The sequence below is a fragment of the Janthinobacterium paucivorans genome (assembly GCF_051380805.1).
GTDB classification, from domain to species: Bacteria; Pseudomonadota; Gammaproteobacteria; order Burkholderiales; family Burkholderiaceae_D; genus Janthinobacterium; species Janthinobacterium lividum_D.
Window position 1 is genome coordinate 1 of the sequence record NZ_JBNYXR010000020.1, and the last position, 26794, is coordinate 26794.

The 26794-nt window shown below is 59.1% G+C and carries 21 protein-coding genes and 1 tRNA gene; 12 read left to right on the forward strand and 10 right to left on the reverse strand.

Annotation, left to right across the window (positions count from 1 at the left end):
* Positions 1–288: 288 nt before the first annotated feature.
* A complete protein-coding gene (locus ACQ4V8_RS19945) occupies positions 289–447 on the forward strand; it encodes a hypothetical protein (protein WP_436572066.1) in 159 nt (52 codons plus the stop codon).
* 43 nt (positions 448–490) lie between these two features.
* Here the strand turns inward: ACQ4V8_RS19945 and ACQ4V8_RS19950 are convergent, their stop codons facing one another.
* From ACQ4V8_RS19950 to pepN, 6 genes are all read right to left on the reverse strand, one after another.
* Positions 491–3802 carry a type I restriction endonuclease subunit R gene (locus ACQ4V8_RS19950; RefSeq protein ID WP_436572067.1) on the reverse strand — a complete coding sequence of 1104 codons (3312 nt, stop codon included), beginning with the start codon at positions 3800–3802 and terminating at the stop codon, positions 491–493.
* Positions 3803–4076: 274 nt separating this feature from the next.
* The gene (locus ACQ4V8_RS19955; RefSeq protein WP_436572068.1) at positions 4077–5330 is read right to left on the reverse strand and encodes a restriction endonuclease subunit S; all 1254 of its coding nucleotides are present in this window, start codon (positions 5328–5330) and stop codon (positions 4077–4079) included.
* A gap of 157 nt (positions 5331–5487) precedes the next feature.
* Positions 5488–7857 (reverse strand): type I restriction-modification system subunit M, encoded by a 2370-nt coding sequence (locus ACQ4V8_RS19960; RefSeq protein WP_436572069.1) that lies wholly within the window; start codon positions 7855–7857, stop codon positions 5488–5490.
* A gap of 229 nt (positions 7858–8086) precedes the next feature.
* Positions 8087–8162, reverse strand: a tRNA-Thr gene (locus ACQ4V8_RS19965).
* Between the two features lie 116 nt (positions 8163–8278).
* Positions 8279–9280, reverse strand: coding sequence for a class 1 fructose-bisphosphatase (locus ACQ4V8_RS19970; RefSeq protein WP_010401051.1), 1002 nt, complete (start codon positions 9278–9280; stop codon positions 8279–8281).
* A gap of 136 nt (positions 9281–9416) precedes the next feature.
* Positions 9417–12071, reverse strand: a complete 2655-nt coding sequence (gene pepN / locus ACQ4V8_RS19975; RefSeq protein ID WP_436572070.1) for an aminopeptidase N — start codon at positions 12069–12071, stop codon at positions 9417–9419.
* 218 nt (positions 12072–12289) lie between these two features.
* Here pepN and ACQ4V8_RS19980 point away from each other — a divergent pair, with 218 nt between their 5' ends.
* Complete coding sequence (locus ACQ4V8_RS19980; RefSeq protein ID WP_010401054.1) at positions 12290–12919, forward strand: DUF4136 domain-containing protein; 630 nt, start codon at positions 12290–12292, stop codon at positions 12917–12919.
* Between the two features lie 186 nt (positions 12920–13105).
* On the opposite strand, the gene ACQ4V8_RS19985 is transcribed toward ACQ4V8_RS19980, so the two are convergent.
* From ACQ4V8_RS19985 to ACQ4V8_RS20000, 4 genes are all read right to left on the reverse strand, one after another.
* Positions 13106–14035: a quinone oxidoreductase family protein gene (locus ACQ4V8_RS19985; RefSeq protein WP_050855965.1), complete on the reverse strand. Its 930-nt coding sequence runs from the start codon at positions 14033–14035 to the stop codon at positions 13106–13108.
* Positions 14036–14127: 92 nt separating this feature from the next.
* Complete coding sequence (locus ACQ4V8_RS19990) at positions 14128–14523, reverse strand: methylglyoxal synthase (RefSeq protein WP_010401058.1); 396 nt, start codon at positions 14521–14523, stop codon at positions 14128–14130.
* Between the two features lie 29 nt (positions 14524–14552).
* Positions 14553–15473, reverse strand: coding sequence for a DMT family transporter (locus ACQ4V8_RS19995; protein WP_029496630.1), 921 nt, complete (start codon positions 15471–15473; stop codon positions 14553–14555).
* 118 nt (positions 15474–15591) lie between these two features.
* A complete protein-coding gene (locus ACQ4V8_RS20000) occupies positions 15592–18063 on the reverse strand; it encodes an alkaline phosphatase D family protein (protein ID WP_436572071.1) in 2472 nt (823 codons plus the stop codon).
* A gap of 155 nt (positions 18064–18218) precedes the next feature.
* On the opposite strand from ACQ4V8_RS20000, the gene ACQ4V8_RS20005 reads away from it, so the two are divergent.
* From ACQ4V8_RS20005 to ACQ4V8_RS20050, 10 genes are all read left to right on the forward strand, one after another.
* Positions 18219–18944, forward strand: coding sequence for a YebC/PmpR family DNA-binding transcriptional regulator (locus tag ACQ4V8_RS20005; RefSeq protein ID WP_010401062.1), 726 nt, complete (start codon positions 18219–18221; stop codon positions 18942–18944).
* Between the two features lie 72 nt (positions 18945–19016).
* Positions 19017–20285: a phosphoribosylamine--glycine ligase gene (gene purD / locus ACQ4V8_RS20010; protein WP_436572072.1), complete on the forward strand. Its 1269-nt coding sequence runs from the start codon at positions 19017–19019 to the stop codon at positions 20283–20285.
* Positions 20286–20489: 204 nt separating this feature from the next.
* The gene (gene hemF, locus ACQ4V8_RS20015) at positions 20490–21404 is read left to right on the forward strand and encodes an oxygen-dependent coproporphyrinogen oxidase (RefSeq protein WP_029496632.1); all 915 of its coding nucleotides are present in this window, start codon (positions 20490–20492) and stop codon (positions 21402–21404) included.
* Positions 21405–21415: 11 nt separating this feature from the next.
* The gene (locus ACQ4V8_RS20020; RefSeq protein WP_010401068.1) at positions 21416–22084 is read left to right on the forward strand and encodes a nicotinate-nucleotide adenylyltransferase; all 669 of its coding nucleotides are present in this window, start codon (positions 21416–21418) and stop codon (positions 22082–22084) included.
* Positions 22085–22774 carry a ribosome silencing factor gene (gene rsfS / locus ACQ4V8_RS20025; RefSeq protein ID WP_436572073.1) on the forward strand — a complete coding sequence of 230 codons (690 nt, stop codon included), beginning with the start codon at positions 22085–22087 and terminating at the stop codon, positions 22772–22774.
* Between the two features lie 6 nt (positions 22775–22780).
* Positions 22781–23251 (forward strand): 23S rRNA (pseudouridine(1915)-N(3))-methyltransferase RlmH, encoded by a 471-nt coding sequence (rlmH, locus tag ACQ4V8_RS20030; RefSeq protein ID WP_035821794.1) that lies wholly within the window; start codon positions 22781–22783, stop codon positions 23249–23251.
* 7 nt (positions 23252–23258) lie between these two features.
* On the forward strand, positions 23259–23879 hold the full coding sequence (locus ACQ4V8_RS20035) for a Maf family protein (RefSeq protein WP_010401073.1): 621 nt from the start codon (positions 23259–23261) through the stop codon (positions 23877–23879).
* A gap of 43 nt (positions 23880–23922) precedes the next feature.
* Positions 23923–25386, forward strand: a complete 1464-nt coding sequence (gene rng, locus ACQ4V8_RS20040) for a ribonuclease G (protein ID WP_010401074.1) — start codon at positions 23923–23925, stop codon at positions 25384–25386.
* Positions 25387–25405: 19 nt separating this feature from the next.
* Entirely contained in the window at positions 25406–25969 is a 564-nt protein-coding gene (locus tag ACQ4V8_RS20045) for a retropepsin-like aspartic protease (protein ID WP_436572074.1), read from the forward strand.
* A 5-nt stretch (positions 25970–25974) separates the two neighbouring features.
* Positions 25975–26772, forward strand: coding sequence for an AraC family transcriptional regulator (locus ACQ4V8_RS20050; RefSeq protein ID WP_070346316.1), 798 nt, complete (start codon positions 25975–25977; stop codon positions 26770–26772).
* Positions 26773–26794: the final 22 nt, after the last annotated feature.

A 26794-nucleotide genomic window follows, 5' to 3' on the forward strand; every position in this document is an offset into this window, starting at 1 on the left:
CTGGAACTGCGCCACGCCGCTTCCCTCGGCTTAAAAACACGCCGCTTCCCAGCGGTGTGATGCCATCATCTTCTAATTCATTGCCGGGCTCAAGACGGCGCTGGCTTTACGCTTACGACTTAAATGCCTGCCAGAAATAACAATCCCCACCGGCCTGGTGGGGCGGGTGGGGAGTTTTCCTACTGCAGTTACGGCAATTGGCCAGTCCCAGACACGACGGCGCTGGCGACGCAATGGAAACATGTCGGCTCGGCGCACACACTGCAGTCGGGCGCGCAATGCGTGACCATGACGGCTTCGGAAGCCTTTTACGACGGCCGCTTGCCGAAAGCCATCCGCATCTCGCTGGGCAGCATTCGCGACCATGCACGCTTGGCTACCACCTTGAAAAAGCTATCGCTGCCACTAGCGCACAAGCTGGTGGTGCGCAGGGAGTTTGTCATTTAGGTGGTTGGCATCAACTATGGAAGAAAATAGCCAAAATGCCAGCTTACCTAACATCCTTTCGGATTTCCCCCGCGCCATTGCCGGCATCTTTCCCTGCAAGCATCAAATCAAATATGACTCTGGCAAACCCGCTTGCCAACTGAGGACTAGAGAGATACTGAATCATTTGATTTTGATGCGCTGCTCCACTATCCATGACAGCTTCGTCTACCGCCTTCGTGAAATCACCCAACAAGGCCTGCTCAGCAGTATTATTGTTGATCTGGTCCATCACCTTGGTATTTTCCCGCACTTTGCTCACGATCGTGTACGCATAGCTGACCATATCGCCGTCGCTTAACGCATCGGTGACGAAGAGACTATTGAGGCGCTGCAAAATCTGCGACAGCAGCTCTTCGAGCTTGTCTTTCGCCTTGCCACTACCCAGGTCTTTGCCCGGTTGTAGTTTGTACTCTTCGCTGTCTTGCTGCAGCAAAAGATCCTGCTTGCGGATTTCTGATAGCCGGTAGTGTGTCATCACAACGGTAGAAAGATCAATCTCGTCATCCTCATCACCGACCTTTTCACGTAACAAGGGACGTAGATGTTTAGCGAACAAATTGAGCTTTTCCAAGTCGGTATCGTTGTAGTCGACTATCTGTGCCATGAACTCATAGAACCGACTGAAACTCTGCAGATCTTTTTTGAAAATCTCCAAACGGTCTTTCTCGGTCGCACAGGCTTTCAAACTCGTTTCCGCGTTCGCCATCAACACAGAATCACCAGTTTTCTGGGTACGCTCGAACATATGACGCGCCAATTTGAAGGCATCGACTGCGGACCCATAGCGCTTCTGCCAGCGCTCCATCGCGGGTTTACAATAGTTACCCAAGGCAGCCTTGCTAACGCTCTTGTTATGGAACGCCGCGCAAAACTTTTCCACTTCTTGCCATTGATAAATGCCCAGGCTATCGAGTTTTTGCTGCAAGTCGTACACCAAATTTGGATTCGACACATCAGCCAGCTCAGCCGTTTGATAATAGGGTTGAAACGCGTCTAATATATCTTGCGGATCATTGAAAAAATCGAGTACGAAGGTGCCTGACTCTTTCTTGCCAGGATAGATACGGTTCAGACGTGAGAGTGTTTGCACGCAGTCGACGCCAGCGAGCTTTTTGTCGACATACATTGCGCACAGCTTGGGCTGATCGAATCCTGTCTGGAATTTATTCGCCACCAGCATGACCTGGAAATCATCCGTATCGAAAGCCTTACGCATGTCCCGACCCTTGAGCATGGGGTTCATGTTGCGCTCATTAAACGGCTCGGACGAGTGATCCGTATCTGTTACTTCACCCGAGAATGCGACCATCGCGCGGATGCGCTCGTAACCACGTTCGGTCTTCATCCTGTCGGCGATATAGGCATCGAAGGCAAGCTTGTAGCGTACCGCCTCCTTGCGCGATCCCGTCACCACCATCGCTTTCGCCTGCCCTCCCAGCACGCCGGCTACGTTGCTGCGAAAATGCTCGATGATAATCTTGACCTTTTGCGCGATATTCGTCGGATGCAGCTTGACCCACTGATTGAGGCGCGTATTAGCACGCTGGCTATCGACTTCGGTATCTTGCGCCTCGGCTTGCTGAGCTAATTGATATGCCACCTTGTAAGTCGTATAGTTCTTCAGCACATCTAGAATAAATCCCTCCTCAATCGCCTGGCGCATCGTGTACTCATGAAACGCGACCGGCAGATTGCTATCCGAGGGTGGCAGTTCAGGATGCGGCAAGCGACCAAACAGCTCGAGTGTCTTTGCCTTCGGTGTTGCCGTGAAGGCTAGAAAACTCAGGTTGGACGATCCCTTGCGTGACAACATGGTTGCCTGCACCGCCGCCGTCATCATGTCTTCGCTACTGAGCTCTTCATCATTAGTCCGCTCGTCAAGCATCAGCACGCCCTTCAATTGACTGGCCGTGCTGCCGCTTTGCGACGAATGCGCTTCATCGGCAATGACTGCATAACGTCGCGTTTTCAGGACCACACTGTCTTCAATCGCCTTCAGCACAAACGGAAACGTCTGCATTGTAACGATAATAATCGGTTGCGACTGCTTCAGCGCGGCGGCAAGCTTCTCGGATTTGGAGCCATCGCCTTCCTTGTTGTTGATGCGTCCTACCACCCCGTCGGCATGCTCGAATTGATGAATAGTGTCCTGCAACTGATCGTCAAGTACCGTACGGTCTGTTACCACGATCACCGAATTGAATTGTTTGCTCCCTTGCGCGTCGTACAAAGAGGCAAGCTGATGCGCCACCCACGCGATCGAATTGGATTTTCCCGATCCCGCGCTATGCTGGATCAAATACTTGTGGCCCGTCCCCTCTTGCGCCACTGCGGTGAGTATCTTGTTCACCGCGTCCCACTGGTGATAGCGCGGAAAAATGAGCGATTCTTTCTTTGACTTGCGCCCCTCCCAATCCTCTTTTTCCTCGATCTGCAAATGCACGAAGCGTCCTAGCACTTGCAACAAGTTATCCGGCAACAGCACCTCATTCCACAGATAATCAGTCGCATAACGGTTGGTATCGGCTGGCGCGTCATTGCCGGCGCCGCCGCCCGCACTGCCTTTATTGAAGGGGAGAAAATAAGTGTCGGAACCGGCCAGCTTGGTCGCCATATACACCTCGAACTGACTGACGGCGAAATGCACCAATGCACCGCGCTTGAAGCTGAGCAAAGGTTCAGGCTTGTTTGTGGCGGGATCACGCGGCAGACGGGTCTGGCAATACTGGCGTTTGGCATTATAAATGGCTTGCATGAACTCCGACTTGAGTTCCATGGTGACCACGGGGATACCATTCACAAACAAGACCAGATCGATGCGCCAGGTCTTGGATCGCTTGCCTGTCTCAGCCAGATGGGTGGGTGTCGCGTAAGGACTGTAGACCAGCTCCGGCACCATGCGTAGACGATTGGCCCGGTAGCGCGCCAGAATGTCAGGATTGAGGTCATGGTCAGGCTTGAACTGCACGAGCTTGAAACGGCAGCCGCGATCGCGCAATTCATGCCGCAAGACGCCCAGTGTACCGAAGGTGCGCAGCTCGGTATTGGTGTGCGTGACGGAGGCCTGTGGGTCGGTCTTACTCAGTTGCGCGGTGACCCGCTCAAGGAAGTGGCGCTCCGTGTCAAGCGGATAAATCCCCTGGTACTTGCGCCACTCTTCAGGCTGCGACGTCTGGACAAACGCGAGCAGATCGGCTTCATACAGCGCGCGTTCACGGTTGTAGTCTTCACTTTTGCCGATCAGCCAGCCATTGGCTTGCATCTCCTCAATGATGTTGTTCTGGAAGTGTTTTTCATTGGCCTGGCTGCTCATGTAGCGGTCTTTTCGATATATGGGTGATGCTCCCCTTGCGTGGGCAGGGGCTGGAACAATTTTCACGATGTCTGACGAAGATGCCTGGCATCCCCGCACAGTTCGACTTCATCGACATTGAATTGAATCATTTTGCAAAAAATGCAATATTGAAAGTTTAGCGTAAGGCTAGCTTTTCGTCACTGGAAATGCTGCTTTGGAAGAGCACATCCGCCGCAACCCGTCACCGCAAACAGGGTTGAGCAGCCAGTGCTAGCTGAGCCAATCCGGTCGTTCACGCGGTTTCGCGCAAGTCGATTTGCCCGGTGACGGCGGCGGTGATAAGCGCGCTGCGTCGCTCCTTGAGCAGTTCAATGCTGCTCTCGGTTGTGCTGATCAGCATGTTCATTCGATTAAGTACACAATCTAGATATTCAGCAATCGCATGTTGCTCGGCGAGATCAGGCCATGACGTCTTGAAATTCCGAGTGAATTCATCGGGAACTCGTTTCAATCCACCCGCCCCTGTCATCGCCCCTGCTCCGAATGATCGGAATCGGTCACTCTGTATGAGATATGACAGAAAGTCAACGTTGATATTTATAGCAGGACGAAGTACAGTCAATTCAGTTGTACCGAAGCCCAGTCCGTTCACCAAATTACGCATAATGGCACCTTTGCCATTTTCAAAACATGGCGTAACTTTAGCAAAAGCGATGTCGCCATCTTCGAAATACGAATAACCGGCCCGAACTTCTGCCAGGATGCGCGTCCTATCTAGATTAAGCGTGCCATCAGTACCGATTGCCTCCATTGGCAAGAACGAAACCTCGTCATTTAATCCAAGCCCAGGTTTTTCCGGCGGGTTCAAACGGACACAAAACGAGAGCCGGTAAACGTCCCAATGCGCAGGCACATCACCCAACCATTCGACGCCGGAATCCTTCATCGGCGCATTGGGATCGAGTCCCTTCGTGACGGCGCTTGTAATCAAGGCTCGACGCTTTTCTCGCAGCAGTTCGATGAAGCGAGTTTTCTTAGTGATCAGTCCGTCGATGCGAACTGTTTCGCGGTCAAGATGATCAACAATCGCGCACTGCGTTGCGTGTGAAGGTATTGCAAACAGAATTCTCCCTAATACTTCTTGGGTCATGCTGGGTAATGCTGTACTGGTCGAATACCGATTGAATTGAATGGTCAAGGTACAGTAAAAGAAGTACTTGGCGCTCGTCTTCGGACCGATTTCTGTATAGAACATGGTGTCGACCGACCAAAAAGGCCCATTTACATATAGCGGTCTATCAATCGTGCCCTTGCGGCCCAGCAGCACGGACTCTCCGTTGAACATACATTGTGATGCTCTTGCAAACTCTCCACCGGATCCAATTACCGGAAATTCACCATCCGCAGTTTCAACTTCCTTGTGGTCTTTCCCGTTCTTAATAACAGCAAGAAATTTCAATGGCACCACAGCCCAATCGATAGGTATCGCCCCCAACCACTCAACGCCCGAATCCTTGTAGGCCGGATATGGCTTGTAGTGGCTCATGGATGCCCCTCATCGTCAACATTGAGCGCATAGGATGCGTGCAGCGTCTTTTTATACGTCCAAGGTAATTGTGTCATCAGCGCTGACACTTTTGTATCGTCCCGGTAGGTATCGTAAAACTGGCGTATGCAAAATGAATTTCCGCGCGTAAATCCTCTCACGTTGTCACCTCGCTCAGCAATGCTGCAATCTCGGCCTCCACCGCTTTCAGGTCGGCGTCAATGTCGGCCAACTGGCGCGGTGCCTGATACTGGTAGAAATAACGATTGAAATTGATTTCGTAGCCGACGATGCCAAGCGCGCCATCCTTCTTGTCGCGCTTGTCGTCATCGATCCAGGCATCGGGAACATGTGGGGCGACCTCGCGCAGGAAATATGCCTCGATACCTTTTTTAACGAGGCAGCTCGGATCGAGCGGGACGTTTTCATGTTCGCGCAGCGCGCTGTCAGTAGCGAATTCGAGCACATCACCGAGCTTGACAAGCGCCTTGCCAGTCTTGGGCGTGTTGCATGCCACTTCGGCCGCGTCGCAGGCGAATAGGCCATACAGGGGATCGGCGGGCATAGCCGATTTATGGTTCTTGGCAATCACACGGTCGGCACCAGGGTTGGTCCAGGTCACAGCGGCCTCAAACTGTTTTTTCTCTTTGCTATCGAGTTTGACATCACTGGCGGCCTGCGCATTCTTGCAGGCGAGGTCAAACAAATTGTAATTGTCCCATTGCGCACGGCCGAGGGCGCTTTGCAGCAGCAGCGCCTTTTGCAGCAAGTTCGCCTGATCGCGCCACAGTGTTGGCGCCGTCAAGTCTTTGATCTGGGCTTCCTTGAGTTCGCTGAAGTCAGCCTTGACCTTAGCGCGAATAAGCAGCGCCTGGTCGGCATCGAACACACCGTAATCGTCCTGCGTCCAGGTCGCACCGAATTGTTCATAAACCCAGCGCATCGGCGCATTGAACGGTTTGGGTGCGAAGCGCAAGTCAGCCAGGCGCTCGTCGCTCAACTGAGCCGACGTGCGCAGTGCGCGCTCAACAGTGATGCGCCGGTAGCCGAATGCATGGGTAGGGAATATCTTGCTGGCGAAGGTTTTAGGTGCTGGCGCACTGCTTTTCTCGGACTTGCGGCCACGGCTGCTCTTGACGTCAGACTGCTTGTCGAGCACCGTCGGGCTGATCTCTTCAAAATTGGCGAAGCTGCGCGTAATGAAGGCAATATCGTCCTCGGACATGACATTGCGCTTGCTGCCCAGCGACTTGCGCATTTTCTCGCACAGGTCGACGCCATTAATAAGCTGCACCTTGCCTTTGCGCTCGGCGCTCTTGTGGTTGGTCAAAATCCAGACGTAGGTGGCGATGCCGGTGTTGTAAAACATATCGTTGGGCAGCGAGACTATAGTTTCAAGCAAGTCTGTTTCTAAAATATGGCGGCGAATTTCGCTCTCGCCGCTACCCGCGCCACCGGTGAACAAAGGTGAACCGTTGAGGATGATGCCAATGCGGCCCGTGCGCCCAGCCTCGGTCGGCAGCTTGCTGATCAGATGCATCAGGAACAGCAAGGAGCCGTCTGAAACGCGCGGCAAGCCGGGGCCGAAACGACCCGCATGACCTTTGACCAGATGCTCGGTAGTGATGTCCGATTCGACCTTCTTCCAGTCGACACCAAAGGGAGGATTCGACAGCATATAGTCAAATTTTTCGTTTGGCAGATGATCATTCGACAGCGTATTGCCAAGCTTGATGCGGGAGATATCCTGCCCCTTGATCAGCATGTCCGCCTTGCAGATAGCATAACTTTCAGGATTGAGTTCTTGTCCAAAGGACCCCATCGTGGCGTGCTTGTTGAGTTCATGCACGTATTCCATACCACTCGACAGGAAACCGCCCGTGCCTGCCGTCGGGTCATAAATGGTGCGGATGATGCCAGGGCGCGTGAGGGCGGCATCGTCTTCCATGAATACGAGTGAGGTCGTCAAGCGCACAATATCGCGCGGCGTGAAATGTTCGCCGGCGGTCTCGTTCGAGCTTTCCGCGAAACGCCGGATCAGCTCTTCGAAAACCAGGCCCATCTCGTGGTTGCTGACGGCAGCTGGGCTGAGGTCGGTCGTGGCGAACTTGCGCGTGACCTTGTAGAGCAGATTGGCATCACTGAGCTGGCCGACGAACTCACTGAAATTGAAATAGTCGAAAATCTCGCGCGCATCACGCGAAAAGCAGCTCACGTAATTGAGCAAGTTGTCTTTGATATCCTTCTCGCCCAGTTTGGACAAGTCCATCGGTGAGATATTGAAAAATGTGAGTCCAGAAGCGCGATGCAGAAACTTCTCCTGCGCATCCTCCGGCAACTTCATTGGCGCAATGCGCGCGGCTTCGGCAATCACCACCGTCTTTTTGGCTTGCAATACACACTCAAGGCGACGCAGCAAAGTAAAAGGCAAGATGATGCGGCCATATTGGCTCTGCTTGAAGTCACCACGCAACAGATCCGCGACAGACCAGATAAAGGCGGCGGTTTGGGTGAAGTTTGAGCTCATAGAATTTAATCCTTGATTTGTCTACCGGCGCAGGGCGACATGAAAACACGTCTGTATATGCCACTGGAACTCGCCGATAATTGGACCGCGGACATCATAGCCCAAGGGTCAGGCACCAACAACAATAATTGGCAATCCAAATTCGGACTTTGAGGACCAGCCAGAAAACGAGATAAAAAAACAAAAAACCCGCTGACTTTTGCAAGTCAGCGGGTTTTCTGATGAAACTTGGTGCCGTTGGCCGGAATCGAACTGGCGACCTTCACATTACGAATGTGCTGCTCTACCAACTGAGCTACAACGGCGAAGACCCACATTCTACAAACAATGCACAAAATTTGCTAGTGTCAACGCGAACTTTTTTGCATTTTTTTCGCGGCCCCGTTGCGAGCCGCTGAAAAGCGTGGAAAAGTGCGGCTTTTTACTCAGCGTGGTAGGCCGTGACGCGGGCCACTTCGTCTTTCGAACCGAGGAAGACGGGCACGCGCTGGTGCAGCTTGTGCGGAGCGATGTCCATGATGCGCTGCTGGCCGTCGGTGGCCGCGCCGCCGGCTTGCTCGACGATGAAGGCCATCGGGTTCGCTTCGTACATCAGGCGCAGCTTGCCCGGCATCGAGGTGTCGCGCAGGTCGGCCGGGTACATGAAGATGCCGCCGCGATTCAGGATGCGATGCACGTCGGCCACCATCGAGGCGATCCAGCGCATATTGAAGTTGGTGCCGCGCGGGCCCGTGTCGCCGGCCAGCAGTTCGTCGACATAGCGCTTGACGGGCGGATGCCAGTGGCGCGCGTTCGACATATTGATGGCAAACTCCTTGGTCGTCGGCGGAATTTGCATATTGCTTTGCGTAAGTACCCACGAACCCATTTCGCGGTCCAGGGTGAAGCAGTTCACGCCATTGCCGAACGTCAGCACCAGCATGGTTTGCGGGCCATACACGGCGTAGCCGGCGGCGACCTGCTTGGTGCCTGCCTGCATGAAGTCTTGCTCGGTCGGCTGCCCCATGCCTTCCGGCGCTTTGAGCACCGAGAAGATGGTGCCGATGGAGACGTTGACATCGATGTTCGACGAGCCATCGAGTGGGTCGAACAGCAACATGTATTCGCCCTTCGGATAACGGTTCGGGATCGGGTGGATCGATTCCATTTCTTCGGACGCCATGGCCGCCAGGTGGCCGCCCCATTCGTTCGCTTCGAGCAGGATCTCGTTGGAGATGATGTCGAGTTTTTTCTGTACTTCGCCCTGCACGTTTTCCGTGTCGGCCGTGCCCAGAACTTCACCGAGGGCGCCCTTGCCGACAGCGTGGCTGATGGTCTTGCAGGCGCGCGCGACGACTTCGATCAGCAGGCGCAGTTCGGCCGGAATGCTGTTGTTCGAGCGCTGCTCTTCAACCAGGTATTGCGTAAGACTGATGCGTTTCATGAAACCCCTTAGTTAGTGTTTTAAATACGTCTCGTGCGGTGATTGTCGGCTTACGCGCCGTTGGCGCTAAGCCGACCTACGAAATCATGACGCCGCGTAGGTCGGATTCGCCCGCAGTGCGTGATCCGACATGCATTCAGTGGGCCAATGCCTTGCTGACCACTTCCATCACATCATTCGACAAGCTGGTCTGGCCGGCGACTTGTTCCAGCGCCTCGCGCATGCGGCTTTGCAGGGCCGGCACGTAACGGCGCCAGCGGTCCATGGAACGCGCCAGGCGTGCAGCCACTTGCGGGTTCAGGGCGTCGAGCGCGATGACTTGCTCGGCCCAGAAGGCATAGCCGCTGCCGTCCGCTGCATGGAACTGCGATGGATTGCCACTGGTGAAATTGAAGATCAGGCTGCGCGCGCGGTTCGGATTTTTCAAGGTGAAAGCCGGGTGCGTCATCAACTGGCGCACGGCTTGCACGTCGGTCGTTGGCGCGGCCGCCTGCATGGCGAACCACTTGTCGATCACCAGCGCTTCATTGTCGAAGTCGCGATAGAAACTGACCAGGGCGGCCTGCGCGTGCGCAGTGGAACCCGAATGGATCAGGGCCGCCAGCGCTGCGGCGCGGTCCGTCATGTTGCCGGCGCTGTCGAACTGCTGCTGCGCCAGCGCCAGTTCTTGCGCGCCTGGTGCGATCAACAGGTAGGACAGGGCCAGGTTTTTCAGCGCCCGCTTGCCGGCCGAGAGGGCGTCGGGGCTGTATTCGCCCGGCGTCTGGTTGGCGTGGTATTGCGCCAGCAATTCGGGCTTCAAGGCGGTGGCGATGGTGCTGCGCATGAACTGGCGCGCTGCGTGGATCGCCTGCGGGTCGACTTGCGCCATGCGCTCGGCGATGATGGTTTCAGACGGCAGTATCAAGGCCAGCTCGCGGAAGGCGGGATCGAGCGTTTCATCGGCCAGCAAGGCGCGCTGCGCGGCGATGAAGGTGTCGTCCAGCGCCAGCGTGGCGCCAGTGGCGACGGCGCCGGTCAGTGTCAGCAGGCGTTCCATGGCCAGGCGCTGGCCCGCTTCCCAGCGGTTGACAGGATCGCTGTCATGACGGAACAGGTGCAGCAACTGCGCATCGGTATAGTCGTATTCCAGCACCACCGGTGCGGAAAAATCGCGCAGCAGCGAAGGCACTGGTGCTTGCGTCACGTGCGTGAAGCGGAAGGTTTGCGACGCTTCGGTCAGCTCCAGTACGACGCTGGTGGCGCCGTTCGACGCCACGCCATCGAGGTGCAGCGGCAGGTCGCGCCCATCCGCGCCCAGCAAGCCGACGCTGAAAGGAATGTGGAATGGCAGTTTTTCCGGCTGGCCCGGCGTGGCGGGGCAGCTTTGCGCCAGGGTCAGCTCGAACGTCTGGCTGGCCGCGTCGTAGCGCGTGGAAGCTTGCACGATGGGCGTACCGGCCTGGCTGTACCAGCGCTCGAACTGCGTGAAATCACGGCCGTTCGCGTCCGCCATGGCGGCGCGGAAATCGTCGCACTGCACGGCCTGGCCATCGTGGCGCGCAAAGTACAGGTCCATGCCCTTGCGGAAACCGTCGCGGCCCACCAGGGTCTGATACATGCGCACTACTTCGGCGCCTTTTTCGTAGATCGTAACGGTATAAAAGTTATTGATTTCAACGAAAGAATCGGGACGCACGGGATGCGCCATCGGGCCCGCGTCTTCGGGAAACTGCGCCTGGCGCAAGGTGCGCACCTGATCGATGCGCGTGACGGCGCGCCCCGTCTCCGTGCCGATCATGTCGGCGGAGAATTCCTGGTCGCGGAACACCGTCAAGCCTTCTTTTAAGGACAGCTGGAACCAGTCGCGGCAGGTCACGCGGTTGCCGGTCCAGTTATGGAAGTACTCATGGCCCACCACCGCTTCGATACCCGCGTAATCGACGTCGGTCGCCACGCGTGAATTGGCCAGCACATACTTGGTATTGAAAATGTTCAAACCCTTGTTTTCCATGGCGCCCATATTGAAGTCGCCCACGGCAACGATCATGAAGCGGTCCAGGTCCAGCTCCAGGCCGAAGCGTTCTTCATCCCAGCGTATCGAGTTTTTCAGCGACTGCATGGCGTAATCGGTTTTATCCAGATTGCCCTCTTCCACCCACACCTGCAACAGCACTTCGCGGCCGGACTTGAGGGTGTAGCGCTCTTCCTGGCACACCAGGCGCGCCGCCACCAGGGCAAACAGGTAAGACGGCTTGTTGAACGGGTCTTCCCACTTGGCGTAATGGCGGCCGTCACCAAGGTCGCCCTCTTCGATCAGGTTGCCGTTCGAGAGCAGCACCGGATACTTGTCCTTGTCGGCGCGCAGCATGACGGTGTACCTGGCCATCACGTCCGGGCGATCCGGGAAGAAGCTGATGCGGCGGAAACCTTCGGCTTCGCACTGCGTGAAGAAGTTATGGTTCGACACGTACAGGCCGGACAGCGAGGTATTGCCCTGCGGCGCCAGCACAGTCTCGATCTCGAGCAGCACCTCGTCGGGCGCCTTGGGGATGGTCAGCATGCTCGGCGTCAGCTTGTATTGCGACGGCTTGAGCAGCTTGCCGTTCAGGCGTACTTGCACCAGTTCAATGTGTTCGCCGTGCAACTCGATGCTGCGGCTACTGCTGGCCGGATTGTGGCGCATGCGCATCCGGCTCGCCACCACTGTGCGGGCGGGATCGAGATCGAAGCCAAGTTCGACGCTGTCAACGAGAAAGCTGGGCGGCGTGTAATCTTTGCGGTAAATCGTCTGAGGGCTGTCTGTGCGCATAGGGATTTTGGCGGGAGCGGAGGCAAAAGCCTATTTTACCAACACCAGGCAGGGAAAGGACCGATTCAGCCGCCAATTGCGCCGATTCAGTTCAGGAATGTCAGATTGCCTTGCACGCCGGCATGGCAGGTAACATTCTGTAATAATACCTGGGGAAAAATAGAACTATTCTTATACTTCCAGGCGACAAATTGCGTCTACTATCAGGAGATCATGCGATGAAACGATACCTCACCATCATGCTGGCCGCATTGACCGTGCTGCTGACCGGATGCGCCACCACCGTGCGCAGCGATGTGACCGTGTTCCATGAGTGGCCGGCGCAATTGCATGACCAATCGTATGTCTTTGAAGCGCCGGTGGCGGAAAACGACACGCTGGAATACCGCAGCTATCAAAACCTGTTGCGCGCGGAACTGGAAAAACACGGCTTCGGCGAGGCTTCCGGCCCTGCGGCGGCCAATTTGCGCGTGGCCATGCATTTTTCGACCGTCGACTATCCTGAGCGCGTGCTGCAAACGGCCGATCCATTCTGGTATGGCGCCGGCTACTGGCCTGGCCGCTACGGCTATCGCTACGGTGCATGGCCAGGCTATGGCCGCTTCGCCTACAACCCCTATTGGTATGGCCCGATGGAGGTGGAAGAAAGCGTGCGGCATCAATACGAACGCGAATTGCGCGTCACGATCAATGACCGCAACGGCAAGAAACTGTACGACGTGACCGTGCACTCGACCGGCAACAAGCGCGCCACGTCGCAAATCATGCCGGCCATGGTGGCCAGCGCCTTTGCCGACTTCCCCGGCCAGAGCGGCGTACCGCGCAAGGTCGAAGTCAAAATCGACTAAAGACTTGGCCAGACAAAAAACCGGCTGGTGCAGCAATGCGCAAGCCGGTTTTTTTATGTCTACGCGTATTTTATATCTACGAGTAATACGCCTCGGCAGCAAAAGTGAGTACGCCGATCAGGGCTACGGCCAATGCCAGCACGATTAGCAGGCGGCCCAATTTCGGCGTGCCGTCATTGTCGCCGCTCATGGCACGATGATGCTAGAACCAGTGGTCTTGCGTCCTTCCAGGTCGGCGTGCGCCTGGGCCACATGAGCCAAGCCATAGCGCTGCCTGATCTCGATGTTGACTTCACCGCTGCTGACGACGCCAAACAGCGAAGCGGCCATCTCTTCCAGGTTAGCGCGGTTGGACGCATAGCTGAACAGGGCCGGGCGCGTGATGAAGAGCGAACCGCGCGAGGCCAGCTCGGCCAGCGTAAACGCCGGCACGGGACCGGACGCGTTGCCGAAGCTGACCATCATGCCCAGCGGCGCCAGGCAATCGAGCGAGCCCGTAAACGTATCCTTGCCGATGGAATCGTAGACCACGCAGACGCCCTTGCCGCGCGTGATCTCGCGCACGCGCTCGACGAAGTTTTCCGTGTTGTAGTTGATGACATGGGCGGCGCCATGCGCCTTGGCCAGCGCCGCCTTTTCATCGGTACCGGCCGTGCCGATCAGGTGTACGCCCAGCACTTTCGCCCACTGGCAGGCGATCAGGCCGACGCCGCCCGCCGCCGCATGGAATAACACCGTGTCGCCAGCCTTCAGGGCCACCGTGCGGTGAAACAGGTATTGCACCGTCAAGCCCTGCAGCATCATGGCGGCGGCCGTGTCGAAAGCGATGCGCTCGGGCAGCACCAGCAACAGCGCCGCCGGCAGGTTGCGCTGCTGCGCATACGCGCCGTTGATGCGCGCCGCATACGCCACACGGTCGCCCACTTTCACCTCGGTGACGCCCTCTCCCACCGCCTCGACGGTACCCGCGCCCTCGACACCGAGGCCATTGGGCAGCGCTTGCGGATACAAGCCGGTGCGGAAATACACATCGATGAAGTTCAGGCCGATCGCCGCGTGTTTCACGCGCGCCTCGCCAGGGCCGGGCGGCGGCAGCTCCACATCCACATATTCCATCACGTCCGGGCCGCCTACGCGCTGCACGCGGATGGCTTTGGTGCTAATCGTTGCGCTCACACTATGCTCCTTGAAGAAGAATCGGGAAAAGCTCAGGGCGCCGGATTGGCCAGCGCCCGCAGTTGCAGCTGCGACAGCACCAGGTGGGCCGACGACAGATTCGTCGCGCAAGCCACATTGTGCACGTCGCAGGCGCGCACCAGGGCGTTGATGTCGGGCTCGTGTGGCTGCGGCGTCATCGGGTCGCGCAAGAAGATCACGCAATCGATCAAGCCTTCCACCAGCAGCGAGCCGATCTGCAAGTCGCCGCCGAACGGACCGGAATGCTTGCGCTCCACTTGCAAGCCCAGCTCATTGATCAGGCGCCCGCCCGTGGTACCCGTGGCCGACAGTTCGCACCCCTTCAAAAAATCCAGGTATTCGCCCGCCAGGGTAATCATGTCATCTTTTTTCTTATCGTGGGCAATCAGGGCGATGCGTGTTTTCATGGTGAGAATCAGTTCTGTGGGTGGAGGAATTATTTCTTTTTCGACAGCAAGTAAATACCGGCCAATACCAGGCTGGTACCGAGCAGTTGCCAGTTGGTAATGGGCTCATCGAGGATCATGGCGCCCAGGAACAGCGTCGATACGGGGCCGATCATGCCCGCCTGCGAGGCGACGGGCGCGCCTATGCGCTCGACGGCGATCATCGTCATGAAGACGGGCATCACCGTGCAAAAGAGACCATTCAATACAGACAAGCCATACACAGGCATGGGCTGTATCAGCATCCCGACCGGGCGCAGGATGAAAAACTGCGCAATGCAGGCAAAGCTGGCCACGCACATGGCGTAGGAAACGAGCCGCATCGAACCGATGCGTTTTACCAATTCGCCCGAGCCCAGCAGATACACGGCATACGCACAGGCCGAGCCCAGCACCAGCGTGGAACCGAGCGCCACGTTGCTGGCACCGCCCTGCAAGTCATGCACGAAGACCAGTACGATGCCGCAATACGAAGTGAGCAGGGCCAGCCATTGGATGCGGCTGATGCGCTGCTTGAAGTAGACGGTGGTAATCAAGAGCACGAAAGTGGGCGTCAGAAACAGGATCAGCCGCTCAAGCCCCACGGAAATATATTGCAGGCCCAGGAAATCCAGATAGCTCGACAGGTAATAGCCAACCAGACCCAGCCCGATCAAGCGCCAGCGATCGCTGTTGGATAACGGCGGCGCCGTGCGCATCTTCCACCAGGCGATGACGGCGAACACGGGCAGCGAGAAAATCATCCTGAAGGCGATCAGGGTGACGGCATCGATCTGGTAGCGGTACAGCAACTTGGCGACGATGGCCTTGGTGGAAAACAGTACCGCCCCGCCCACGGCAATGGCCAAGCCACCGAGGTAGACGGAACGGGGAAGCGAAGATGGTGTGGCTTGCGGGGAACTGGAGCTCATGCCCAGATTGTAAGGCAAAAGCCAAGGGCGGCTGATAACCCCAACCGCAAATACTGGGGTCGGACCCTCAGGGTCCGACCCCGGCCCTTGCCTTGGGCTTAACTTTCAAGAAACAAGTTTAAGAAACCACCACCGCCGCCGCGCCCGCCGTGACCGTAGCCGTCGTCACACGCGCAATCACGTTGCTTGGTGCCGCCGTGCCGATCAGTTTATTCACCTGCTTGAACTGCGCCACCAGCTTGCCCGGCGTCACAGTGACCACCGTGTAACCCTGCGCATCGGTATTGAGATGCTTGATCCACGGGTTATTGCCCAGGCCGGACAATTGCTGCGCCAGGCCCAGCAGCGTCGTATTGAAGTCAGCACTCGCTTTCAAGCCCGCCTGCACGGCTACGACCGTGGCATCGAGCTGCACTTCCGGCACGCCCTTGGCGGCCAGCGCGCCGCGCAACTGCACGCGCAACTGCTCGAGCAGGCTATCGACGGTAGGCGCCGCCTTGCCCATGGTGTAGTCGAGCAGGTTGATGTCGAGGTTGAGCGTGCCCAGGCCCGTCACGGGAATGGCCAGCGGATAGCTGACGAGGGTGCCGATATCGCCCATGCTGCCGGCGGCCGACTTCAGGTAGCTGAAGAAGGAGTCGGAACTGACGCCGGCCGACACCAGGTCCACCATGACGGGCGTGCCGCCGCCTGGCGCGTCAAAATCGTCGTTGACCGTGCCGGCAAAGAAGGAATGAATATCGCCCGTGATGGCCACCACGTTGCCGATGGCATTCGTTTTCAGGTGCGCCATCAGATTCTTGCGTTCGCTGTTGTAGCCATCCCACTGGTCGCAATTGAGCAAGAAGCGTGTGAAGAATGGTGCCAGCGCGGCTTGCTGGCCCGATGCGACAACAAAGGCCGAGGCGGCGCCCTTGGCCTGCACGTCGGGCTTGATCCAGCCGAAGGCGATCACTTGCGCGGCAGCGGCCGGCGAGCCGCTATTATAGGCAGCCACCGTGATGCCAGCCTGGGCCGCGCTCAAGCCGGCGCCCACCGCTGCGGCGCCCTGCGCGCTGGCGTTCGCGGCTGCGCCGGCAATGGCCATGGCCGCCGCCTGCGCCACGGTCGTTGACGCGCCCGCCGTCGAGGCGGCCACGATGGCCGACGCCAGCGGCACGCTGCCGCCCACCAAAGGCAGGGTGCTGGCAATGGCCTGACCCACTTTCGACATGGCGCTCAGCGCCAGCAAAGTGGCTATCGCATCCGTGCCATTCAAGCCCATGCGCAGCAATGACACTTCATTGCCCCACAGCTTCCAGGTGGACGTGGCCGCCTTCATCTTGCCTTTCCACCAGTCGCGCTGCGTGCTGCCCAGCATGCCGACGGCGGCCAGCGGATCGGTGCCAGCCTTTGTCGCGGCGGCCATTTTCTGCCCTTCCACGCTATCGAACAGCGCTTGCGGCACCAGGTAGCGGCTGCCGACGCTGCCCATGGGCTTGCCCGTGGCCGGATTGATCGTCGCTTCGGCGATCGCGTGGTCGGCGCGGTACAGGCGCTCGTCCGTCATGACCAGTTGCATGAGTTTGCCGAACTGGAAATCGCGATAAATCTGGATATTCTGGAACGTCGTCGCGGCGGCATCGAACGTAACGTCGGCCGGCATGAATTCGAACCAGGCCTGGTTGGCGCTGCGGCGGCGATTCGGCTGGTGCAGGTCGCTGCCATCGGCGGCCACGATGCCTTCATAGGTAGAGGCGTCCTGCCAGGCGTCGTCGGTGAATTCGTGGTCATCCCAGATGGCGATGAAGGCGTAGCGCTCGTGCACGGCTTGCAAGCGCGTATCGGTGCGGTATTTCTTGTACAGATAGCGGTAATCGGCCACCGTGGTGGCGTACTTGGCCCCCGCGTTGCCGCTTTTGAACGTGCCATCGGGCAATTTCAGCTGGTCATGGCGGCTTTCCACGGCGCCGCTCTGGAAGCCCTCGCCCACCGTTTCATAGATGTAGTCGCCCAGGTGGACAATGAAGTCGAGCGACTCGTTGGCGGCGATGTGCGACAGCGCGCCCCAGTGATTGATGCTCCAGTCCTGGCACGTCAGATAGGCGAACTGCAACTGCGCTACGTCGGCCGTGGCGGCGGGCGCCGTCTTGAAGCGGCCCACGTTGGAGCGCACGTCGCCGGCGATGAACTGGTAAAAATATACCTGGCCTGGCTGCAAGCCCGTCACCTTGTGGCGCAGCGTATTGTCGAAATCAGCTTTCAGAGGCAGTTTTGCATCGACGATCGGGGCGCCGGCCAGGGCCGTGTTGCTGCCCAACGCGGCCGTATTATCAAGCGCGCTGACGATCAGGCGCACGGCCACGTCCGATTTGCCGGCCACGGCAGGGGCGACAGCATCAAAGCTGGCAGGCACGACGCGCGTCCACAGCATCGCGCTGTCGGCGCGCGGATCGCCCGAGGCTACGCTTTGCGGGAATTTCCAGTCGCTGCCCGATGCCAGCGGCACGCCCGGATCGCTGTAGTCGGTGCTGCCGCAGGCGGCGAGGCCGACGGTGGCGACAGAGGCAGTTATAAAACCGCCCAATTTAAGAAATTGCCGTCTATCCATTTGACTTGCCATGATGTCGCGCTCTCGATATGGTGAAAGCGCGTCACTTTAGCAACAGATTGTGTCATCTTGATGACGTGACCACGGCGCTTGGCGGGAGGGCGATATGCTAAAATGTCGGCCACAATTGAACACCCGTCTAAGGAAGATTCGACATGGCAGGACATAGCAAATGGGCCAATATCAAGCATAAAAAGGCTGCCACCGATGCCAAGCGCGGCAAAATCTGGACACGCCTGATCAAGGAAATCACGGTCGCGGCCCGCATGGGCGGCGCCGACGCCATCACCAATCCGCGCCTGCGCCTGGCTGTCGACAAGGCGGCCGATGCGAACATGCCAAAAGACAACGTCCAGCGCGCGATCAACCGCGGCAGCGGCGGCGTCGACGGCGCCAACTATGAAGAAGTGCGCTATGAAGGCTACGGCGTGGGCGGCGCAGCCGTCATCGTCGAATGCATGACCGACAACAAAGTACGCACGGTGGCCGAAGTGCGCAACGCCTTCAACAAGAACGGCGGCAACATGGGTAACGAAGGCTCGGTCGCCTTCATGTTCCAGCACTGCGGCCAGTTGCTGTTCGCGCCGGGCACCGATGAAGACAAGCTGATGGAAGCGGCGCTGGAAGCAGGCGCCGACGACGTCATCGCCGACGAAGAAGGCGGCTTCGAGGTGCTGACCCCCGTGCACGATTTCGCCACCGTCAAGGAAGCGCTGGAAGCGGCCGGTTTCAAGGCCGAAGTGGCCGAAGTCATCATGAAACCGGCGACCGAAACCGTGTACGCGGGCGACGATGCCATCAAGATGCAAAAGCTGATCGATGCGCTGGAGTTGCTCGACGACGTACAGGAAGTGTTCACCAACGCTTTAATAGAGAACTAATCAGAGAACTAATTACTCTGCCTACAAGGGCGGCAGCGCCGCCCTGCAACCCACACTGAACGAACGGTCCCTATGAAAATTCTGGTAGTCGGCTCTGGCGGCCGCGAACACGCCCTGGCCTGGAAACTGGCCCAGTCCGAACGCATACAGATGGTGTATGTCGCTCCGGGCAATGGCGGCACCGCGCGCGATGCGCGTCTGGTCAACCTCGACATCAGCGACCCGCAATTGCTGGCCGACTTCGTTCAGCAGGAACACATCAGCCTCACCGTGGTCGGTCCGGAAGTGCCGCTGGCGGCCGGCATCGTCAACCTGTTCCGCTCGCGCGGTCTGAAAATCTTCGGCCCGACCAAGGAAGCGGCGCAGCTGGAATCGTCGAAAGACTTCGCCAAGGCCTTCATGCAGCGCCACGGCATTCCGACGGCAGCCTACCAGACGTTTTCCGACGTCGGGCCCGCGCATGCCTACATCAATGCCATGGGCGCGCCCATCGTCATCAAGGCTGATGGCCTGGCCGCCGGCAAGGGCGTGGTCGTTGCCATGACGCTGGAAGAAGCACACCAGGCAGTCGACATGATGCTGGCCGACAACCAGTTCGGCGACGCCGGCGCGCGCATCGTCATCGAAGAATTCCTCGCTGGCGAAGAAGCGAGCTTCATCGTCATGTGCGACGGCAAGAACATCCTGCCACTGGCCACCAGCCAGGACCATAAACGCCTGAAGGACCACGACCAGGGACCAAACACGGGCGGCATGGGCGCGTATTCGCCGGCACCGATCGTCACGCCGGCCATGCATGCACGCGTCATGCGCGAAATCATCAATCCGACCATCCAGGGCATGGCCAAGGACGGCATCACATTCACGGGCTTCCTGTACGCTGGCCTGATGATCGATGACAAGGGCACGCCGAAGACGCTGGAATTCAACTGCCGCATGGGCGACCCGGAAACGCAGCCCATCATGGCGCGCCTGAAAACCGATCTGGTCAGCGTCATGGAACACGCCGTCAACGGCACGCTCGATGCGGTGGAACTGGAATGGGACCGCCGCACGGCTGTCGGCGTGGTCATGGCTGCCGCCGGCTACCCGGACGATCCCGTCAAAGGCACGCCAATCGGCGACATCCCGGCCGAAACGAGCGACTCCGTCACCTTCCATGCGGGCACCCGCATCGAGGCCGAGCGCTTGGTCACCAACGGCGGGCGCGTGCTGTGCGTGGTGGGCCTGGGCGACAGCATCAAGATGGCGCAGAAGCAGGCATATGAAACGGTGGAAAAAATCCATTTCGACGGCGCGCAGTACCGCCGCGACATCGGCTGGCGCGGCCTGAAGCACTAAGCCAGCCGCTGACGGCAAACGGCGGGGCCGGCGCGGTATTTATCCGCCCCGGTCCCGTCCATCACCGTCATGCAGGAAAGCGCCGCGCCGCAGGTGCGCTGAATCACAACACGAACGCACAGTGCAAGCTCCGCGCTATCACAAAAACGCGTAACAGGGTACAATCCACCCTTAATTTTTATTTCGGCCTCGTCGGCCCACGCGATGTCGTCAACTCCCTCTCCTTCGGCCGTTAAGGCTTATTTTCTCGATCTGCAAAGCCGTATCGTGCAAGCGCTCGAAGCGCAGGACGGCAAGCCCTTCCTGACCGATACCTGGCAGCGCCCCGAGGGCGGTGGCGGCATTTCGCGGCTGATCGAGGAAGGCAATGTGTTCGAGCGTGGCGGCGTGAATTTTTCGCACGTTACCGGCGCCGCATTGCCGCCATCGGCAGCAGCGGCGCGCCCTGAACTCGGTGGCAAGGCATGGGAAGCGATGGGCGTGTCGCTGGTGCTGCATCCGCGCAATCCGTATGCGCCCACGGTGCACATGAACGTGCGCTTTTTCAGCACCGTCAATACCGATGGCGAAGCCGTTTGGTGGTTTGGCGGCGGCATGGATCTGACGCCGTATTATGGCGATGCGGACGACGTGCAGCACTTTCACCAGGTCTGCCATGATGCGCTGGCACCGTTTGGCGCGCAGCTGCATCCGAAGTTCAAGCAGTGGTGTGACGATTATTTCTACCTGAAGCACCGGCGCGAAGCGCGCGGCGCGGGCGGCATCTTCTTCGACGACTTCAATGCCCTGGGCTTTGACGACAGCTTTGCGATGCTGCGCAGCGTCGGCGACGCCTTCATTGACGCCTATGTGCCGATCCTGGCGCGCCGCAAGGACACGCCCTACGCTGAACGCGAACGCGATTTCCAGTGCTACCGGCGCGGACGCTATGTCGAGTTCAACCTGGTCTTCGACCGTGGTACCCTGTTCGGACTGCAGTCGGGCGGACGCACCGAGGCGATCCTGATGTCGATGCCGCCCATAGTCAAGTGGCGCTACGACTGGCACCCGGAAGCGGGCAGTCCAGAAGCGGCGTTGTATACTGATTTCCTCGTGCATCGCGACTGGCTGAAGGCGTGACCGTAGGTAGCATGACGGCAACGACGGCATGCGTGGCGCTGTTGGGCGGCAGCTACGATCCGGTGCATCATGGCCATGTCGCGCTGGGCACGCTTTTTTCCAGCCTGCTACAAGCCGACGAGCTGCGCGTGATTCCAGCGGGCGCGCCCTGGCAAAAGGGCAATCTGGGCGCCACCGGCCAGCAGCGCGCCGAGATGGCCAGCCTTGCCTTTGCCGGCCTGCCCCTGCGCGTGGTGATCGACCGCCAGGAAATCGAGCGCAGCGAACATGGCCAGGCCAGCTACACCATCGATACCTTGCGCCAGGTACGCGCAGAACTGGGACCGCGCGCTTCCATCGTTTTCCTGATGGGCGCCGACCAGCTGCAGCGCCTCGCGACATGGCGCCAATGGCAGCAATTATTTGAATACGCACATATCTGCGTCGCAGCCCGCCCCGGCTTCGCGCTGAATGACACAGCAGTACCGCAAGTGGTCGCCGACGAATTTTCGCGCCGCCTGGGGTCGCTGGAAAGCATCCGCAACACGCCGCACGGTCTGACTTATCTGGCACAGGACTTCGCGGTGGATATCTCCGCCACCGAAATACGTGCGGCATTACAACGGGGGGATCGGGCAAGCTCGCTTGTTTCCCCGCTAGTGCTAGACTATATTGAACAACATAATTTATACAAAAGCTAAATGGACATCAAAAAACTGCAAACCCTCGTCGTTGACGCCCTTGAAGACGTCAAAGGCCAAGACATCGCCGTCTTCGAAACGAGTCACCTGACCAGCCTGTTCGACCGCATCGCGATCGTCTCCGGTACCTCGAACCGTCAAACCAAGGCGCTCGCTGCCTCGGTACGCGACAAAGTCAAGGACGCCGGCGGCCAAATCATCGGCATGGAAGGCGAGGAAACGGGCGAATGGGTACTGGTCGATCTGGGCGACATGATCGTCCACATCATGCAAGCACCTATCCGCGCCTACTACCGCCTGGAAGAAATCTGGGGCGATACCCCGATCAAGCTCGGTGCCGCCAAGCGCGCGCCGAAAAAAGCTGCCGGTGATGAGCCGAAAAAGGTCAGCGGCCATCTGGCAGCAAGCAAGGCCAAGGTGGAAGCTTCGCCTGTGATCGAAAAGAAAGCGCCCGCGAAGAAAGCCACGCCAGCGAGCGCCGCCAAGAAAGCGCCGGCGAAAAAAGCTGCTGCTTCCAAAGCTGTCGGCAAAACCGTGAAAGTGGCGCCGACCAAGACCGAAGCGGCTGCCGTGAAAGCCTTGAAAGCGCTGCCAGAGAAAAAAGTGCGTGCCCCACGCGCGGCCAAGCCGGCAGCCGATGCTGCACCGGCAAAAACCGTGATCAAGCGTATCAAAAAAGTCGAAGAGTAAGCCTCGATGCAGCTCATCATCGCTGCGGTCGGCCATAAAATGCCGGCCTGGATAGAGACGGGCTTCGCCGAATACGCGAAGCGCATGCCACCGGAACTGCGCATCGTGCTGAAAGAAATCAAGCCGGTGGAGCGTTCCGGCAGCAAGACCGCCGCCACGGCGATGGCGCTGGAACGCGAACGCATCGAAGCCGTCTTGCCCAAGGGCGTGCGTATCATCGCCCTCGACGAACGCGGCAAGGACTTGACCAGCGTCGGCCTGTCGCAGCAATTGATGACGTGGCAGCAGGATGGCCGCGACACGGCCTTCCTGATCGGCGGCGCCGATGGCCTCGACCCGCAACTCAAGGCGCGAGCCGAAGGCATGTTGCGCATCTCCAGCATGACCCTGCCGCACGGCGTGGTGCGCGTGATCCTCGCCGAGCAGCTGTATCGTGCCTGGTCGATCACGCAAAACCACCCCTACCACCGCGTCTGAACTTCCCATGAAAACGGCTGATCACAAGATCTACCTTGCCTCCAAAAGCCCGCGCCGGCGCGAATTGCTGCGCCAGATCGGCATCGATTTCGAATTGCTGCTGCTGCGCAGCGATGGCCCGCGCGGCGCCGACGTCACCGAGGAAGTCCTCGCTGGCGAGTCGGCGCTCGACTATGTCGCCCGCGTGTCGAATGAAAAAGCCGCCTTTGCCTGGAACCTGGTGCACCGCCGCCACCTGCCACCGCGCCCCGTGCTGGCAGCCGACACCACCGTCACCATCGATGGCGTCATCCTTGGCAAACCAGCCGACCGCGTTGAAGCCGTGGCGATGCTGCAGCAGCTGTCTGGCCGCACGCACCAGGTGCTGACCTCGATCGCCGTGCACTACCAACACTTCGCCGAGCAGCGCACACAAGTGTCACACGTGCGCTTCGGCGTACTCTCGCCGGCCGCCATCGCCGCCTATTGCGCAACGCCCGAGCCATATGACAAGGCCGGCGGCTATGGCATCCAGGGCAGCGCCGCCCTGTTCGTCGAGCACATCGAAGGCAGCCATTCCGGCATCATGGGCCTGCCTCTGTACGAGACCGCACAATTGCTCAAGCTAGCAGGTTTGCCCCTGCCCTGAAGACGGGTATGATGTCATTCGTTGCCTCCACTACCCCGCCTCCATGAACGAAGACATCCTGATCAATATCACGCCGCAAGAAACCCGCGTCGCCCTCATCTTGCAAGGCGCCGTGCAGGAATTGCACATCGAGCGCACGCTCACGCGCGGCCTGGCCGGGAATGTCTATTCCGGCAAAGTCGTGCGGGTATTGCCGGGCATGCAATCGGCCTTCATCGACATCGGCCTGGAGCGCGCTGCCTTTTTGCACGTGGCCGACATCTGGGAAGCGCGTGGCCACGATGGCCAGAACACCACTCCCGCGCCGATTGAAAAAATCCTCTTCGACGGCCAGGTGCTGACGGTGCAGGTGATCAAGGATCCGATCGGCACCAAGGGGGCACGCCTGTCGACGCAAATTTCCATCGCCGGGCGCATGTTGGTGTACCTGCCGCAAGACAAGCATATCGGCATCTCGCAGAAAATCGAGAAGGAAGCGGAACGCGAACAGTTGCGCGTGCGCCTGCAAAGCCTGCTGCCGCCCGATGAAAAGGGTGGCTACATCGTGCGCACCATGGCCGAGGATGCCTCGGACGCGGACCTGAAGGCGGACGTCGATTACCTGCGCAAGACCTGGAGCACCATCACGCACGGCGCGCGCACGCGCCCGGCCACCAGCTTGCTGCACCAGGACTTGAGCCTGGCACAGCGCGTGCTGCGCGACTTCGTCGGCGATGAAACGGCCACCATCCAGGTCGATTCGCGCGAAAACTATGTGAAATTGCGCGAATTTGCGGAAATCTACACGCCCAGCGAACTGACACGTCTGCAGCACTACACGGGCGAACGCCCGCTGTTTGACCTGTACGGCGTGGAAGAGGAAATCCTGCGCGCACTGGGCCGCCGCGTCGATCTGAAATCGGGCGGCTACCTGATCGTCGACCAGACGGAAGCGATGACCACCATCGACGTCAACACGGGCGGCTTTGTCGGCGGGCGCAATTTTGCCGACACGATCTTCAAGACCAACCTGGAAGCGGCGCACGCCATCGCGCGCCAGCTGCGCCTGCGCAACCTGGGCGGCATCATCATCCTCGACTTCATCGACATGGACAACGCCGAGCACCGCAACGCCGTGCTGGCCGAATTGAAACGCACCTTGTCGCGCGACCGCACGAAGGTGTCGGTGAGCAATTTCTCGCCGCTGGGTCTGGTGGAAATGACGCGCAAGCGCACGCGCGAGTCGCTGGCCCACATCCTGTGCGAACCGTGCCCGGCCTGCGCCGGCAAGGGACAAGTCAAGACCTCGCGCACCATCTGTTATGAAATCTTGCGCGAACTGCTGCGCGAAGCGAAACAATTCAACCCGCGCGAGTTCCGCATCCTCGCCTCGCAGGAAGTCGTCGATCTGTTCCTCGAAGAAGAATCGCAGCACCTGGCCATGCTCGGTGATTTCATCGGCAAGAAAATTTCGCTGCAGGTGGAAAATGCCTACCACCAGGAGCAGTACGACGTCATCCTGATGTAGCCCACTGCGCACGCTGAGCATGAAAACAAACGCCGCCCTGTGCCTGTTACTGCTGTATGCATCGACGGCCCTGGCCGCTGCGCTCCCCGTCAGCCTCGCCAACGGCACGCCTGTGGTGCAACTGGACCTGAATGGCAAGACGCTGCCCTTCGTGCTCGACACGGGTGCAAGCACCAGCCTGCACCTGACGCCGGAGGTCGCAGAATCGCTGCCGGGGCTGGCCTGCACGGGCCGGCAGCGCAAGAGCATCGATGAAGGACTGCTACTGCATCTGGCCGACGGCAAGAAAACCTATCGCCTGGTACTCGATACGGCTGCCTCCGTCTCTATCATCAAGAGTTCGGCAGCTGAAGCAGCTTCGCGCGTGGAACAATGCGCGTTCAAGCTGGGTCCCGGACGCCCCTGCCGCACGATCACACTGTCGCTGCCGGGTGGCAAGAGTATCTCGTCCCTGTTGATGGCATTGCCAGATGAACTCAAGGCAGATGGCATATTAGGCACGGATTTCTTCCAGCAAATGCCGGTGCTGTTCGACCTGCAGCATCAAATGCTGTATTTGCGCCCGCCCGCGCCTGCTGCTTGACGCCTATGTCCGCACACAACGGCAGCACCGCCTTCTGGCGTGACCCGGCTCTGCCCCACATGGAGAGCCGGCGCGCCTGCCACAGCCAGGCGTGCTACAAGCCGCACAGCCATCCCACGTTTTCGATTGGCGCCGTCGACGCTGGCGGCAGCATCTTTACGGGCAGCAAAGACGGCAAGGTCGCCCTCGGCAATGGCAGCCTGGTGCTGGTGCCGGCCGGCTGCGTGCACGCCTGCAACCCCCTGCCTGGCGCCTTCTGGAGCTACCAGATGCTGCATCTCGATGCGCGGTGGCTGCAGGCACACGCGCCGGCGCTCGATGGCGACACGGCGACGGTGTTGCACTGCCCACGGCTGTACGCACAGTTTTGCGCCATGAATGCGCTGCTGTTTTCAAGCGCCGGCGTGGCAGAGAAGGATGCGGCGCTGCTGGCGTTCCTGGGCGCTTGCGCCGATACCCGTGCAGACCTGCTGCCCTCGGGACGCAAGCCGCTGCCGCTGCAACTGGCGCCCGTGTTCGAAACGCTGCAGGCGCGGCCTTCGGCCAGCCTGCGGCAGCTGGCGCAAGCGGCGGGCCTGAGCCCGTATCAATTGATACGCGCTTTTCGCGCCGCCACGGGCATGACGCCGCATGCCTACCAGCTAAATATGCACGTCAACCGCGCGCGCAGTCGCTTGCAGGCAGGGACGGCGCTGGCGCAACTGGCGCATGAGCTGGGCTTTGCCGACCAGAGCCATATGCAGCGCGTCTTCAAGGCGCATGCGGGCATCACGCCGGGGCGCTATCGCGGCCAGGGCAGCTAAGGCGCCCGCAATTTTCTTCAAT